This window comes from Roseateles sp. GW821-FHT09G09 (assembly GCF_059415965.1).
In genome coordinates, this window is the sequence record NZ_JBWKOG010000001.1 from 153265 (window position 1) to 168959 (window position 15695).

Annotated in this window: 9 protein-coding genes; 1 reads left to right on the forward strand and 8 read right to left on the reverse strand. The window is 69.0% G+C overall.

Annotation, left to right across the window (positions count from 1 at the left end; genetic code table 11):
* Positions 1–389: 389 nt before the first annotated feature.
* From AC07O8_RS00705 to AC07O8_RS00730, 6 genes are all read right to left on the reverse strand, one after another.
* Positions 390–1133: a metallophosphoesterase family protein gene (locus tag AC07O8_RS00705; protein ID WP_495046217.1), complete on the reverse strand. Its 744-nt coding sequence runs from the start codon at positions 1131–1133 to the stop codon at positions 390–392.
* A gap of 33 nt (positions 1134–1166) precedes the next feature.
* The gene (gene fghA / locus AC07O8_RS00710; RefSeq protein WP_495046218.1) at positions 1167–2027 is read right to left on the reverse strand and encodes an S-formylglutathione hydrolase; all 861 of its coding nucleotides are present in this window, start codon (positions 2025–2027) and stop codon (positions 1167–1169) included.
* Between the two features lie 61 nt (positions 2028–2088).
* Positions 2089–3072, reverse strand: a complete 984-nt coding sequence (gene gshB, locus AC07O8_RS00715; protein WP_495046219.1) for a glutathione synthase — start codon at positions 3070–3072, stop codon at positions 2089–2091.
* A 22-nt stretch (positions 3073–3094) separates the two neighbouring features.
* Complete coding sequence (locus tag AC07O8_RS00720) at positions 3095–4261, reverse strand: benzoate/H(+) symporter BenE family transporter (RefSeq protein WP_495046220.1); 1167 nt, start codon at positions 4259–4261, stop codon at positions 3095–3097.
* 179 nt (positions 4262–4440) lie between these two features.
* A complete protein-coding gene (locus AC07O8_RS00725; protein ID WP_495046221.1) occupies positions 4441–6324 on the reverse strand; it encodes a potassium transporter Kup in 1884 nt (627 codons plus the stop codon).
* A gap of 116 nt (positions 6325–6440) precedes the next feature.
* Positions 6441–9455: a TonB-dependent receptor domain-containing protein gene (locus AC07O8_RS00730; protein WP_495046222.1), complete on the reverse strand. Its 3015-nt coding sequence runs from the start codon at positions 9453–9455 to the stop codon at positions 6441–6443.
* Between the two features lie 169 nt (positions 9456–9624).
* Here AC07O8_RS00730 and AC07O8_RS00735 point away from each other — a divergent pair, with 169 nt between their 5' ends.
* Positions 9625–10533, forward strand: a complete 909-nt coding sequence (locus AC07O8_RS00735) for a LysR family transcriptional regulator (RefSeq protein WP_495046223.1) — start codon at positions 9625–9627, stop codon at positions 10531–10533.
* Positions 10534–10598: 65 nt separating this feature from the next.
* Here AC07O8_RS00735 and gshA read toward each other — a convergent pair whose 3' ends face one another.
* Positions 10599–11894: a glutamate--cysteine ligase gene (gene gshA, locus AC07O8_RS00740; RefSeq protein WP_495046224.1), complete on the reverse strand. Its 1296-nt coding sequence runs from the start codon at positions 11892–11894 to the stop codon at positions 10599–10601.
* Positions 11895–11982: 88 nt separating this feature from the next.
* The gene (locus tag AC07O8_RS00745) at positions 11983–15678 is read right to left on the reverse strand and encodes a hydantoinase B/oxoprolinase family protein (protein WP_495046225.1); all 3696 of its coding nucleotides are present in this window, start codon (positions 15676–15678) and stop codon (positions 11983–11985) included.
* Between the last annotated feature and the right edge of the window lie 17 nt (positions 15679–15695).

The following is a 15695-nucleotide window of genomic DNA, read 5'->3' on the forward strand; positions in this document are numbered from 1 at the left end:
AGGCAGACAACGGTCTGTTGTCTGTCGACCGATCGACGCTCACGACAGCGGAGCAGTCCCATAGGCTCTACACGAGCAATGACAGGGTGTCCGTCGCGGTGTACGGACTCAGCGTTGCCGAGTTCCTGGCATGCGGCGTGACCTGCTTCGAAAATCCCGTGCGAGATCATCCGACTTTGGTGGACAACCCCGCCCATGCACTCGCCGACTTCTCCGCTCAGAGTCAGACAAGTCGGCGAGTTACTGCGAAGGAATTGAAGCGTCTGGCCATCCGACGTGGTCGCCTGTTCGGTGCCTCATGAATGCACAGGATTTCTTCCAAAGGCAGCCGATTCAAGATGACTTTCAGGATCTGGCTGGCAGACCTGCTGCGTCCGCCATTGCCGATCTCAATCGTCCGCCCATCCCGTCCTCAACCACCTCGCCCAATCCGCCCGTCCGTTCCTGGCAGCGATGCTCGCCATCGCTTCGTGGTCGTACGGCACGCTGATGGACTCGGTCACCCAGCCCTGTGCGGTCCGTTCCACGATCGCATAGCGCGCATCGGGCGAGCCGTTCTCCGCGACATGGCGGATCGGATGATCGTCGTCCCACGCCTGCAGGCCGACGCTGCCGGGATTCACCAGCCATTGCCCTCGCGCGCTGCGCAGCACGCGCGGGATGTGCGTGTGACCGCAGCAAACCAGCGCCGACGACTGATCTCCGAGCCGCTCCGCCACCTCACCGGCTGACGGCGTTCTCAAACGCGGACCATCCTGCGTGTCGAGGAAATACGTGATGTCGCTGCGCGGCGTGCCGTGGCACAGGAAGACCTCATCGGTCAGTTGCATCGTCTTCGGCAGCGCGCGGAGCCACGCCAGTTCCGACTCGCCCAGGCGCTCACGCGCAAAACGGTCAGACGCACCGGCCGGCTTGTCCGCGGTGACAGCGAGCAGTTGCCGTTCATGGTTGCCGGCGATCGTGGGCCAGCCTTGCGCCATCAGGTACTGCGCCGTCTCCAACGGCTGCAGCGGCCCCGACAGGATGTCGCCGAGTTTCACGATCTGGTCCACGCCCCGTCGCCGCAGGTCCGCCACGACGGCCTCCAACGCGAGCAGGTTGCCGTGGATGTCGGACAGGAGCGCGATGCGCATGGCGGCCTCGAAGGTGGCGCGCGGGCTGGATGATCAGTCGATCAGCTGCCGCGCGTGATGCGCCAGGTGATCGTCGATCACCGTCGCGATGAAGTAGTAGCCGTGGTCGTAGCCCTCGTGGCGGCGCAGCGTCAGTGCTTGCCCGATCGACGCGCACGCCGACTCCAGCGCTTCCGGATACAGCTGCTCGACGAGGAACTTGTCCGCCAGCCCCTGGTCGACCAGGATCCCATGCGGATACGGCGCCCGCGCCTGCGCCTGGATGAGCGCGCTCGCGTCATGCGCGGGCCAGGCGTCGCGGTCCTCGCCGAGGTAGCCGGTGAAGGCCTTCACGCCCCACGGGCAACGGCTGGGCGCGGCGATCGGCGCGATCGCCGACACCGACGCGAACGCGCCCGGATGCCGCAGCGCCAGCGTCAGCGCGCCGTGGCCCCCCATCGAATGCCCCGCGATCCCGGTCTTCGATGCGTCCAGCCCGAGCGACGCCTGCACCTGCGGGATCAACTCCCGCATCAGGTAGCTCTCCATGCGCCAGTGCGTCGCCCACGGCGCCTGCGTCGCATCCAGGTAGAACCCCGCCGCGACGCCGAAATCCCACGACGCCGTCGCCCCCGGCAGCGCGCTCACCGCGTCGCCGCGCGGGCTCGTGTCCGGCATCAGCAGCGCGAGTCCCAGTTCCGCCGCCTTGCGCTGCGCGCCGGCCTTCATCGTGAAGGTCTCCTCGCTGCAGGTCAGCCCCGCGAGGAACACCAGCAGGCCCTTCACCGCCCGCGCGCCGCCCGGCGGCAGGAACAGCGCGAAGCGCATGGGCAGGCCGATCTCGGCCGAGTTGTGGCGATGGAAACGCTGCACGCCGCCGAAACTGGCGTGCTCGCTGATCAATTCGAAAGTCATGTCGATGTCCCGGTGCGGGCCGCGATCGCCTGCGTGATCGCGGCCGAAAACCTTGCCGCGATCAGCGCGCCGCGGCGATCGCCGCTTCCAGCGCGTCGATGAACACCGCGCCGACGTCGAAGCCCGTCTGCTCCATGATTTCCTGGAAGCAGGTCGGGCTGGTCACGTTGAGCTCGGTCATCTTGTCGCCGATCACGTCCAGCCCCACCAGCAGCAGCCCGCGCGCCGCCAGCACCGGCCCCAGTGCCTCGGCGATGCGGCGGTCGTCGTCGTTCAGCGGCTGCGCGACGCCCTTGCCGCCCGCGGCCAGGTTGCCGCGCACCTCGGTCCCCTGCGGGATCCGCGCCAGCGAGTACGGCACCGGCTTGCCGCCGATCAGCAGGATGCGCTTGTCGCCCTTGACGATCTCCGGCACGAAGCGCTGCACCATCACCGACTGCGCGCCGTTCTTGTTCAGCGTCTCGATGATGCTGCCCAGGTTCAAGGCGTCCGCCTTGACGCGGAAGATGCCCATGCCGCCCATGCCGTCCAGCGGCTTCAGGATGATGTCCTGGTGCTCCGCGTGGAACGCGCGGATCGCCGCCGCCGAGCGCGTCACCAGCGTCGGCGCGATGAACTGCGGGAACTCCAGGATCGCGAGCTTCTCCGGATGGTCGCGCAGCGACGCCGCCTTGTTGAACACGCGCGCGCCTTCGCGCTCCGCCTGCTCCAGCAGGTGCGTGGCGTAGAAGAACTCCGAATCGAAGGGCGGGTCCTTGCGCATCAGCACCGCGTCGACGTCGCCCAGGGCCAGGTCTTGCGTCGCGGTGACCGCGTGCCAGACGGCCAGCTTGGTCCCGGCCTGGCTGGCAACGGCCTCGGGCGTCAGCGTCAGCTGCTTCGCCGCAAGCGCGGTCACGCGACCGCCGCTGACCCACAGCAGGTCGGGCACCTCGCAGACCCAGAGTTCATGACCGCGCCTGGCGGCCTCGCGCATCATCGCGAACGTGGAGTCCTTGTAGGTGTTGAAGGTCGACAGCGGATCGGCGACGAACAGCAGTTTCATGGGCAAGGCTTTCGGCAGGGTCTCAACGATTCCGGAAGTGTTGCACCAAAAGAGAAACCGCACCGGCGACCACGCCCCAGAACGCCGAGCCGACGCCCAGCAGGCTCAGTCCCGACAGTGTCACCAGGAAGGTCAGGATGGCGGCGTCGCGGTGAGCCTCGTCCTTCAGCGCGGCCGACAGGCCGCCGGCGATCGTGCCCAGCAGCGCCAGCCCGGCCACGGCGGCGATCAGCTCCCGCGGGAAGGCCGTCAGCAGCCCCACGACCGCGCCGCCCGCCAGACCGATGACGAGGTAGAACACCCCCGCCATCGCCGACGCCATGTAGCGCCGCGCCGGATCCTCGTGCGCTTCGCGCCCCATGCAGATCGCCGCGGTGATCGCCGCCAGGTTGAACGCATAGCCGCCGAAGGGCGCGAAGACGATGGAGGCGAAGCCGGTCGCGGCGATGCTGGCCGACACCGGCGTCTGGTAGCCCGACGCCCGCTGCGCGGCGACGCCGGGCAGGTTCTGCGAGGCCATCGTGACCAGGAACAGCGGCAGGGCCACGCCCACCAGCGCGGTCACGGAGAACGACGGCGTGACCCACACCGGTGTCGCCCAATCCCAGACGACGGCTTCCAGATGCAGACGCCCCTGCGAGGCCGCGACGGCAATGCCGGCCACCAGCACCAGCGGCGTCGCATAACGCGGCAGGAAACGACGCGCCAGCACATAGGTCAGCGCCATCGTCAGGACCATCGCCGGCGCGGTCTTCGTCGCCAGCACCGCGTCCAGGCCGAAGCGCGCCAGCACGCCGGCCAGCAGCGCGGAGGCGATCGCGATCGGGATGCGGTCCATGATCCGTTCGAACCAGCGTGTCGCACCGGCGATCAGGATCAGCGCGCCGCAGACGATGAAGGCGCCCACCGCTTCAGGCATCGAGATGCCGGAAACGCCCGCGATCAGTGCCGCGCCGGGCGTGGACCACGCCGTCAGCACCGGCTGCCGGGTCCACAGCGACAGGCCGAGGCTGGTCAGCCCCATGCCCAGCCCGAGCGCCCAGATCCACGAGCTGGTCTGGGCCGGTGTCGCGCCCAGCGCCTGCGCGGCCTGGAACACGATGGCCACCGAGCTGGTGAAACCCACCAGCACCGCGACGAAACCCGCGACCACGGCGGACAGGGACAGGTCTTTCATCCAGCGATTCATGCCCGGAGCATACCGACCGGCGACCGGCGACAGGCGACAGGCAACCGGCAACCGGCTCAACCCGGATTCAACGTGCAGTCAGCGGATGCGGGTGGGGCCGGAGTAGGGCTTGGGGTCCCTGGAGGGGTGCCCCATGCCCTGCGGAGCGCCCGCGCTTGGCGATTCGCAGTCGACCCCGCTCAGATCTCGACCTTCGACCCCAACTCCACGATCCGATTCGTCGGCAGATGCAGGAAATCCGCCGCCGCCGCCGCATTGCGGTGCATGCTCGCGAACAGCTTTTCCCGCCACAGCGCCATGCCCGACCCGATCGTCGGGATCACGATATCCCGCGACAGGAAATAGCTGGTTTCCATCTCGTCCAGGTGGACCCCGCGCTGCTCCAGCAGCTTGAGCGCATCCGGCACGTCCGGCTCGTTCTTGAAGCCGAAGTGCAGGTTGACCTGCCAGCAGTCGTTGTCCAGGCTCTCCACCTCGACGCGCTTCTCGAAGCCGATCCACGGCACCTCGTGATGCTTAACGCTGACGAACAGGTTCTGCTCGTGCAGCACCTTGTTGTGCTTGAGGTTGTGCAGCAGTGCGTTGGGCGTGACGCCCACCTCCGCCGACAGGAACACCGCCGTGCCCTGCACCCGCGTCGGCGGGTTGATGAACACTGCCTCGAGGAAGCTCTTCAGGTCGATCGCGTCCTCGCGCAGCTTGTCCGACAGCAGCCGGCGGCCCTGCTTCCAGGTCAGCATCAGCGTGAACATGCCGAAGCCGATCAGCAGCGGGAACCAGCCGCCGTGCGCCACCTTCAGCAGGTTGGACGCCAGGAAGGTCGCGTCGATGACGAAGAAGGCCCCGGTCGCGACCACGCACAGCCACAGCGGATAACGCCAGCCGAAGCGGATCACGAAGAAGGTCATCACCGTCGTGATCGTCATGTCGATGGTCACCGCCACGCCGTAGGCGCCGGCCAGCTTGCTCGACGATTCGAAGAAGGCCACCGCCACGACGACGAAGGCGAACAGCCCCCAGTTGACGAAGGGCACGTAGATCTGGCCGATGTCGCGCACCGACGTGTGCACGATGCGCATGCGCGGCAGCAGGCCCAGCTGCACCGCCTGCTTGGTCACCGAGAACGCCGCCGTGATCAGCGCCTGCGAGGCCACGATCGCCGCCAGCGTCGCCAGGATGAAGAGCGGGATCTCCGCCCAGCTCGGCGCGAGCAGGAAGAACGGGTTCTTGATCGCCTCCGGGTTGTCCAGCAGCAGCGCGCCCTGGCCGAAGTAGTTCAGCGTCAGCGCCGGCATCACGAAGCTGTACCAGGCGATGCGGATCGGCTGCTTGCCGAAGTGGCCCAGGTCGGCGTAGAGCGCCTCGCCGCCGGTCACCACCAGCACCACCGCGCCCAGCGCCACGAAGGCGATCCAGCCGTAGTGGGTGCAGAAGTCGATCGCCCACATCGGGTTGATCGCCTGCAGCACATGCGGATTGCCGACGATCTTCGGGATGCCCAGCAGCGCCAGCGAGGTGAACCACACCAGCATCACCGGCCCGAAGGCCTTGCCCACGCCGCCGGTGCCGAAACGCTGCACCGCGAACAGCCCCGCGATCACGACCAGCGAGATCGGCACCACCGCGTCGTGGTACTGCGGCGCGTAGACCTCGATGCCCTCGACGGCCGAGAGCACCGTCATCGCCGGTGTGATCACCGCGTCGCCGAAGAAGATCGCCGTGCCGAACAGCCCCACCAGCATCAGCCCGCGCCGCAGCGGCGGCTTCTCGCGCACGGCCGTCGTGGCCAGCGCCAGCATGGCGATCAGGCCGCCCTCGCCGTTGTTGTCGGCGCGCAGGATCAGCAGCACGTACTTGAAGGAGACCACGATGGTCATGGTCCAGAACAGCAGCGACAGCACCCCGAGGATGTTGTCGTGCGTCATGGGGACGTGCGCGCCGTGGAAGACTTCCTTCAGCGCATACAGGGGACTGGTGCCGATGTCGCCGTAGACGACACCGAGGGCGCCGATGGTCAGGCCGGCCAGGGCGGCCGGCGTACGGGGCGCGTGGTGTGAACTCACAAGGGTCGCGGCAGCCGCCCGGGCTGCCGGAAGTCGAAAGGACGTATTGTCTGCCTTCCGTTGTGCAGTGCGTCAATGCCCCCCGCCACCGTTGCGGGGGCGGGGGTTGACGGCGATCACTGGAACACGTAGCTCGCGCTCAGGTTGAAGCGGCGGCCCAGCACGTTGGACGCGCCGCTGTCGTAGTAACTGAACACCGTCGGGATGCCGTTGGCGCGGTCGTAGTCGTTGGTCACGTTCATGACGCTGGCCGCCAGGGTCAGGCCCTTGAAGCCGCTGTACGAGGCCCCCAGGTCGATCGTGCGGTCACGTCCCACGCGGCAGCGGTTGAGGTTGCTCAGGAAGGTCCGCTGCGCCGCGGTCAGCGAGCTGCACACCGTGCTCGACAGCGGATCGGCGTGGTTGAAGCGGATCCAGGCGCGCGCCTGGTCGGTGTCCCACTTGAACGTCGCGCTGGCGCGGGTCTTGGAGATGTCCGAGGTGGTCGTGCCGACCTGGTGCTGCACCGCCTGGCCCTTCACCACGAGCTGGTCGTAGCGCGCCGTGTACGTGCCGTTGACGTTCATGCTGAACTTGCCCCACGCCATCGCCGGCAGCCGGACGTTCAGGTCGTAGTCCACGCCCGAGGTCTTGGTCCACTCGTTGTTGCCGTACTGGCGCACCAGCATGATGATCGGGCCGCTGTTGGCCACGCCCGGCAGCCAGGTCTCCGGATTGGGATCGCGCACGACCTGGACGTTCCCCGAGCTGGGGTTGGCGTTGTAGTCATCCATGATGTCCACGCCGCGCTGCGAGCGGATCTCGTTCTTGCGGTGGAAGTACCAGCCGTCGATCGCCAGGTCGGCGTACTTGCTCGGCGTGAAGATCATGCCGGCGGTGAACGAATTGGACTTCTCCGGCTCCAGGTTCGGGTTGGCGCTGATCACTGTCGGGATGCTGCCCGGGTTGGTCGTGCCCGAGGGCACCGCGGTGAAGCCCAGCACGTTGCAGTCGCGGTTCACCGACACCGGCGCCTTGCTGACCGGGGCGTTCGGGTTGCTGGTGTCGCAGCGCAGGCTGTCGAAGACGCGGCGCTCCTGGAAACTGTGGAAGGACAGCGCGAAGGAGTTGCCGATCTGCGAGATCGCCGGCGCGCGGAAGCCCGTCGCCGCCGTGCCGCGGAACACCATCAGCGAGGGCAGCGCCGTCCACTTGAAGCCGGCCTTGCCGGTGGTGCTGTTGCCGAAGTCGTCGTAGTGCTCGTAGCGCGCCGCGGCCTGCAGCTCGAGCTGCTTGACCACGGGCAGGCTCAGCTCGGTGAACGCGGCGTACGACTTGCGGCTGCCGGAAGCGCCGTTGGCCACCAGGCCGATGTAGTCGCCGGTGCCGTAGACGGCGTCGGGGATGGCGTCCAGCTTCTCCTTGCGCAGCTCGGTGCCGATCGCGATCGCGGCCGGGCCGCCCGGCAACTGGAACAGCTCGCGGCTGCCGCGCACGTCCCAGGACACGAGCTGCGACTTGCCCTCGTTGTACGCGGTCGACGACACGCTGTTGATCGCCTCCTGCGAGTTGGGCTTGCCGAAGCGGTAGCTGCCGTTGGCGATCGCCGCGTTCAGCAGCGAGCTGCGCACGCGGCCCTCCTGGAAGCGCTCGTTGTTGTTCTGGCTGACCAGGATCGCGGTGTCGAAGTCCCAGCCGAAGGCCGTGCCTTCCAGGCCCGCGGTCAGGCGCGTGGAGCGCAGGATGTTGATGTCGCCGGTGGGCAGGTCCTCGAAGCGGTAGATCAGCTGCACGGCCTGCGAGTTGGCCGTGCCGTTGGTCGGGTTGTCCGGGTGGCCGACGGGCAGGATGATCGCGTTCTGGCGCAGGAAGCTGCCGTCCAGCTTAGGCCAGGTCGTCGCGACCGGATTGCCCGCGGTGACCAGCGAGGTCGTCAGCGCGTACGGCACGCGCTGCTCCGTCGTCTTGGTCTTGGAGTACATCAGGTCGGCATACGCGGTCAGGTCGTTGCTGATCGCGAAGGTGCCGCGCACCATGCCGCTCTGGCGGTCCTGCTTGGCGATCAGTTCGTCCGCGTCGTCGAGGCTGAAGCGGCACAGGCCCGTGGGCAGCGAACCGGTCGTGGGCAGGAAACCCGCGGGCCGGTTCGGTACGCCCTGGCCGACGGTGCGGTCCGCCGGACAGCCCGCCAGCGTGCCGAGGTAGTTGGTGCCCGACAGGCTGTTGTTGGCGACGCTGATGCCGCCGATCGTGGTGGAGCCGCTCAGGCTCGTCGGCACCTTGTAGTAGTTGCCGTAGAACGACCCCGACGAGTCCGGCGTGAAGCGCGCCAGCGAGCCGTTGGACGTCAGGTACTGGTTCTGCAGCGCGAGGTTGCCGCGGTCCTTCAGCTCGTTGGCCATGACGCTGTCGCGCTTGGAGACCTCCAGGCCGCCGAAGACGTTGAAGCGCTGCGTGTCCAGGTTGCCGAAGCCGAAGGTGATCGCGCCGTTCTTCGTCGCGCCGACGCCCTTGTCGTTGGCGCCGTAGGAGGCGCTGCCCTCGATGCCCTGGTAGTCCTTGCGCAGGATGTAGTTGACGACGCCGGCCATCGCGTCCGAGCCGTACATCGCCGAGGCGCCGTCCTTCAGGATGTCGATGCGCTCGATCGCCTCCTTGGGGATGGTGTTGACGTTGATCATCGTGCCGCGGCCGAAGTTCACGTCCACCGCCGCGACCGGCGCGGTGCGCCGGCCGTTGATCAGGATCAGCGTCCCCTGCGAGCCGAAGCCGCGCAGCGAGATCGTCGACACGCCGCCGACGAAGCCCGACGCCGCACCGTCGCCGATCGAGCCGAGGTCGACGGCGGAGTTCGCACGCAACAGTTCCTCGACGTTGGCATATCCGGAGTTGCGGATGTCTTCGCGCGTGATACTTTGGACGACCGATGGCGTTTCCTTGTCGGTGCGCTTGATCAGCGTGCCGGTGATCTCCACCCGCTCCAGCTTCTTCGAGTCATCGGCCGCAGCGGCCGGCGCCGATGCGGGCGCGGCGGCCGCGGCGGCCGCCTGCTGGGCGTGGGCCTGGCTGGCGAGCGCGAGGGCGACGGCCACCGCGAGTTGCGCGGGCTGCAGGGACCGCAGGCGCTGCGGGCGGGAAATTCGACGGACCATGGAAAGAAAGCTCCTGTGACGTGACGCGGGGAGAACTTGGGAGAGACCTGCTCACGTTAAGGAGGCGTGTCTTTCGAGCCATGAAGCTTTGTGATGGACTTGTGAAACTTTGGTTATGAATGCGTCATCGACGTCACCCGAAGCCGCCGAACACTTCGTCATCCGACGCATGTCGTTGCGCCACGCGCGGGTGCTGCTGGCCCTCAACGACACAGGCAACATCAGTGCTGCCGCCGATCAGTTGCATGTGACGCAGCCCGCAGTGAGCAAGACGCTGGCGGAGCTGGAGCAGGGGCTGGGACAAACCCTGTTCCTGCGGCGCGGACGCAACATGCAGCCCACGCCGCTGGGACGCCGGCTGCTGGCGCTGGCGCGCAAGCTCGATGCCGACCTGCAACGCGCCGCGGGCGACGTCGCCACGATGGTGCGCGGCGCGTCCGGCGAGGTGCGCATCGGGGCGACCAATGCATCGCTGGCACGCTTGCTGCCGGCGGCCATCACGGCGATGAAGCGCGAGAACCCGGGCGTGACGCTGAGCGTGCGCACGCATGCGCTGCGCTCGCTGTTCGCGGAGCTGCAGGCGGGCACGCTGGACCTGGTCGTCGCGCGCGCGATGCCGCAGGACGAGCCGCTGGGACTCGCCCGCGTGTCGCTGCTGGCGCAGCCGGAGGTGCTGACGATGAGCGCGCAGCACCCGCTGGCGCGCACGCCCAAGCTGAGCTGGGAAGTGCTGAGCCAGCAGCGCTGGCTCTGGCAGCTGCCGGGCACGCGCACGCGGATGCTGATGGACCGGCTCTGGCAGGAGATGGACCTCGCCCCGCCGACCGACCTGATCGAGTGCGGGGACGCGATGCTGGCGCTGGGTCTGATGCGGGAGATGCCGCTGGTGGCCGTGATGCCGCACGACATGGCGATGGCGGCCGCCAAGCAGGGCGTGGTGGTGATCCTGCCGCACGCGGTGGACCTCGGGCTCGGACCGATGAGCGTCTGGCACCTGCCCGACACGCAGGTCGAGGCGGTGGAGCGCTTCAGGCAGCTGCTGCTGGAGGCGGCCTGTCCCGGCGGCGGCAAGACCTGACCCGCAGAGCGTTGCAGCGCCGCGGTCAGGCGACGTCAGGCGACGTCAGGCGACGTCAGGCGTCTTCAGGCGTAGTCCTCGGCGTCCGGATCGGTCGTCTCCAGCTCGTAGCTGGCCGCGAGCATCGCGAGGCGGCCGATCACGCCGTACATGTAGAAGCGGTTGGGCGCGCTGGCGCCGGGCTTCTCGCCGGGCGCGGGCAGGTGCGACGAATGCGCGAAGGCCAGCGGCACGAAGCTCGATCCCGGCGCGTTGAGGTTCTCGTCCTCGGCGCGGTCGGCGTGCACGCGGTAGAAGCCGCCGACGACGTAGCGGTCCATCATGTAGACGACCGGCTCGGCGACCGCCTCGTGCATGCGCTCGTGCGTCACGACGCCTTCCTGCACCAGCACCTGTGACAGCGCCGGCACGCCCTGCAGCTTCGCCAGCTTGTCGCGCGCCTTGATCGCCAGCACGTCCAGGTCCTTGGCGTCGCGGATCGTCATCACGCCCAGGCCGTGCGTGCCGGCGTCCGGCTTGACGACGACGAAGGGCTTTTCCTGGATGCCGTATTCCTTGTACTTGCGGCGCGTGCGCGTCAGCGTCGCGTCGACCTGCGCCTGCAGCGCGTCCAGCCCGGCGCCGGTCGCGAAGTCCAGCCCGTCCACCGCCACCGAGTGCGGATAGATCAGCCACGGGTCCATGCCCAGCAGCTTGGCGAACTTCTTCGAGACTTCCTCGTAGGCGCGGAAGTGCTGGCTCTTGCGTCGCTGCGCCCAGCCGGCATGCAGCGGCGGCAGCAGGTACTGCTCGTGCAGGTGCTTCAGCACGTCCGGGGTGCCGGCCGACAGGTCGTCGTTCAGCAGGATGGTGCAGGGATCGAAGTCCTTGAGCATCAGCCGCGAGCGCTGGCGGATCAGCGGCTCCAGCGTCAGCGAGTTGCCGTCCGGCAGCGCCACCGTCGTCGGTTCCTTGACCGACTCGTCCAGCGAGCCCAGCCGCACGTTCAGCCCCGCCATCGAGAAGATGCGGACCAGCGTCGCCAGGTTGGACAGGTAGAAGCTGCCGCGGTTCTTCGCTTCCGGGACCAGCAGCAGGTTCTTGGCCTCGGGGCAGATCTTCTCGATCGCCGCCATCGCCGCCTGCACGGCCAGCGGCAGCATCTCGGGCGTCAGGTTGTTGAAGCCGCCGGGGAACAGGTTGGTGTCCACCGGCGCCAGCTTGAAGCCGGCGTTGCGCAGGTCGACCGAGGTGTAGAACGGGGGCGTGTGCTCCATCCACTCGAGCCGGAACCAGCGTTCGATCGCCGGCATCGACTCGAGCACGCGCTGCTCCAGTTCATTGATGGGCCCGGTCAGGGCGGTGATGAGGTGAGGGACCATGATGAGCGGGCGCCTGGACAGCCGGGGGGCGGTGTTCCGATTCTAGGCACGCCCACATTGGGGTTACTCGCCCCATCTCAAGGGGGCCTCAAAAACTGCCGTACCCTCCCCCGCCGGGCGTCCGGATGACGAAGACGTCGCCCGGCGCCATCTCCACCTGGCCGATGTGGCCCAGGGCCTCGACCCGGCCATCGGCGCGCTCGACCAGGTTCTCCCCGACCGCCCCTGCCTGCCCGCCCGCCATGCCGAAGGCCCCCGACGTCCGCCCGTTGCTCAGGATGGAGGCCGTCATCGGCGTCAGGAAACGGATGCGGCGCTCGCCGCCCTCCCCGCCGGACCAGCGGCCCGCGCCCGCGGACCCCTGACGGATGGCATAGCTGTCCAGCCGCACCGGGAAGCGGAACTCCAGCACCTCGGGATCGGTCAGCCGCGAGTTCGTCATGTGCGTCTGCACGACCGAGGTGCCGTCGAAGCCCGGCCCGGCCCCGGAGCCGCCCGAGATCGTCTCGTAGTACTGGTGCGTCGCGTCGCCGAAGGTGAAGTTGTTCATCGTGCACTGGCCGGCCGCCATCACGCCCAGCGCGCCGTACAAGGCGTTGGTCACGCACTGCGAGGTCTCCACGTTGCCCGCGACCACCGCGGCCGGGAAATGCGGGTTGAGCATGCAGCCCTCGGGCACGATCACGTCGATCGGCTTGAGGCAACCGGCGTTCAGCGGGATCGCGTCGTCGACCAGCGTGCGGAAGACGTAGAGCACCGCCGCCATCGTGATCGACTTGGGCGCGTTGAAGTTGTTGGGCTGCTGCGCGCTGGTGCCGGTGAAATCGACCGTCGCGCGCCGCGCCTCGGCATCCACGGTGACCGCCACCTGGATCCGCGCCCCGTTGTCCAGCGGCAGCGTGAAGGCGCCATCCTTCAACACCGAGATCACGCGCCGCACCGAGGCCTCGGCGTTGTCCTGCACGTGCTGCATGTAGGCCTCGACGGTGGCGCGGCCGAACTGCGCGACCATCGCCTGCAGTTCCTGCACGCCCTTCTCGTTGGCGGCCACCTGGGCGCGCAGGTCGGCCAGGTTCTGCGCCGGGTTGCGGCTCGGGTGCGGGCCGGAGCGCAGCAGCGCCTGCAGTTCGGCCTCGCGCAGCCGGCCCTGCTCGACCAGCTGGAAGTTGTCGATCAGCACGCCCTCCTCGGTGATGTCCCTGGAGAACGGCGGCATCGAGCCCGGCGTGATGCCGCCGATGTCGGCATGGTGGCCGCGGCTGGCGACGAAGAAGCCGGGCGTGGCGTCGTCCTCGTCCAGGAAGACCGGCGTCACGACGGTGATGTCGGGCAGGTGCGTGCCGCCGTGGTACGGGTCGTTGAGCACGTAGACGTCGCCGCGCGTCATGGCCGGGTTGCGCGCGATGACGGAACGGATCGATTCGCTCATCGAGCCCAGGTGCACCGGCATGTGCGGCGCGTTGGCGATCAACTGGCCGTCGGCATCGAACAGCGCGCAGCTGAAGTCCAGCCGCTCCTTGATGTTGACCGAGTGCGCGGTGTTCTGCAGCCGCAGGCCCATCTGCTCGGCGATGTTCATGAAGAGGTTGTTGAAGACCTCCAGCACGACCGGGTCGGCCTCGGTGCCGAGGGCGCGCGTGCGGGCGCGCTCGCGGACCCGCGTCAGCAGGAGATCGCCGGAGGACTGCAGCTCGGCGCGCCAGCCGGCGTCGACGACCGTCGTCGCGTTGCGCTCGGCCACGATGGCGGGGCCGTCGATGCGCGCGCCCGGGCGCAGCGACTCGCGGTGGTGCAGTTCGGCGTCGCGCCAGCCGGCGGGCTGGTCGTCGGCCAGGCAGTACATGCGCACGCGCTCCAGCGGCTCGGGGCGGTGCGCGCTGGCGATCGCGGCCTCGGCCGGCGCCTCCAGCGACGCGCCGGCGGCGAGCGCCTCGACTGAGACCGCCTCGATCACCAGCGCGCGGTCCGGCATCAGGAAGGCGAAGCGACGGCGGTAGGCCGACTCGAAGGCCTCGCGGACGGCGGCGATCGCGGACGACGCCGACCCGTCGAGCGGCAACGGGCAGGTCAGCGCCGTGTCGGTGCCCTGGTAGCGGACCTGCGCCCGCGCGATCGTGCGCAGCGCACCGGCGGGAACGCCTTGCGAGGCGAGCTCGGCGCCGGCCTGCGCGGCCAGGGACGCCGCCGTCCCGCGCGCGGCCGACAGGCCGTCGGCATCGAGCGCGCGCTCGATCGAGGCTTCCCGCATCGCGGTCTGGTCGGCCAGGCCCATGCCGTAGGCGCTGAGCACGCCCGCGAAGGGATGCGCCAGGATGCGCGTCATCCCGAGCGCGTCCGCGACCAGGCAGGCCGCCTGGCCGCCCGCGCCGCCGAAGCATTGCAGCGTGTAGCCGGTGACGTCGTAGCCGCGCGCGACGGAGATCCGCTTGATCGCGTTCGCCATCGCGCCGACGGCGATCTGCAGCGCGCCGGCGGCGGCGTCCTCCGCCGTCATCGGCTTGCCGGCGGCGGACATCTGCGCGGCGAGCTCGTCGAAGCGCGTCTTCACGACCTCGCCGTCGAGCGGCTCGTCCGCGCCCGCGCCGAAGACCTTCGGGAAGTGCGCCGGCTGGATGCGGCCCAGCATCACGTTGGCGTCCGTCGTGGCCAGCGGACCGCCGCGGCGATAGCTCGCGGGACCAGGGTTCGCCCCGGCCGAGGCTGGTCCGACGCGCAGCCGCGCGCCGTCGAAGGCGATCACCGAACCGCCGCCCGCCGCGACCGTGTGGATGCTCATCATCGGCGCGCGCATGCGCACGCCGGCGACCTCGGTGTCGAAGGCGCGTTCGAACTCGCCGGCGAAGTGGCTGACGTCGGTCGACGTGCCGCCCATGTCGAAGCCGATCAGCCGGTCGTGGCCGGCCGCCTCGGCCGTGCGCACCATGCCGACGATGCCGCCGGCCGGGCCGCTGAGGATCGCGTCCTTGCCCTGGAAGCGGCGCGCCTCGGTCAGGCCGCCGGAGCTCTGCATGAAGAACAGGCGCACGCCGGGCATCTCGGCCGCGACCTGGTCGACGTAGCGGCGCAGGATCGGGCTCAGGTAGGCGTCGACGACGGTGGTGTCGCCGCGCGGGATCAGCTTCATCAGCGGACTGACCTCGTGCGAGACCGAGATCTGCGTGAAGCCGACCTCCTGCGCCAGACGCTTGGCGGCGAGCTCGTGCGCCGGGGCGCGCCAGCCGTGCAGGAACACGATGGCGCAGGCGCGCAGGCCGGCGTCGAACGCCGACTGCAGCTCGATGCGCAGCGCCGCTTCGTCGAGCGCGGAAATCTCGTTGCCCTGCGCATCGACGCGCTCATCGGCTTCGATGACGCGTTCGTACAGCAGCTCGGGCAGCTGGATGTGGCGCTCGAAGAGCTTGGGCCGGGCCTGCGTCGCGATGCGCAGCGCGTCGCGGAAGCCGCGCGTCGTCACCAGCAGCGTGCGGTCGCCGCGGCGCTCCAGCAGCGCGTTGGTCGCGACCGTCGTGCCCATCTTGACGCAGTCGACCCGGTCCGCCGTGATCGGCTCGCCGGCCGTCAGGCCGAGCAGGCGGCGGATGCCCTCGACCGCCGCGTCGCGGTAGTGCTCGGGGTTCTCCGACAGCAGCTTGAGCGTCTGCAGCGTGCCGTCCGGCGCGCGTCCGACGAGGTCGGTGAAGGTGCCGCCGCGGTCGATCCAGAACTGCCAGCGATCGGGGGAGCGACCGGGGGAGCGATCGGACGAACGAACGGACGAACGATCGGACGAAGAGGTGGCTTGCATCGTGAGGTCCAAGGAGT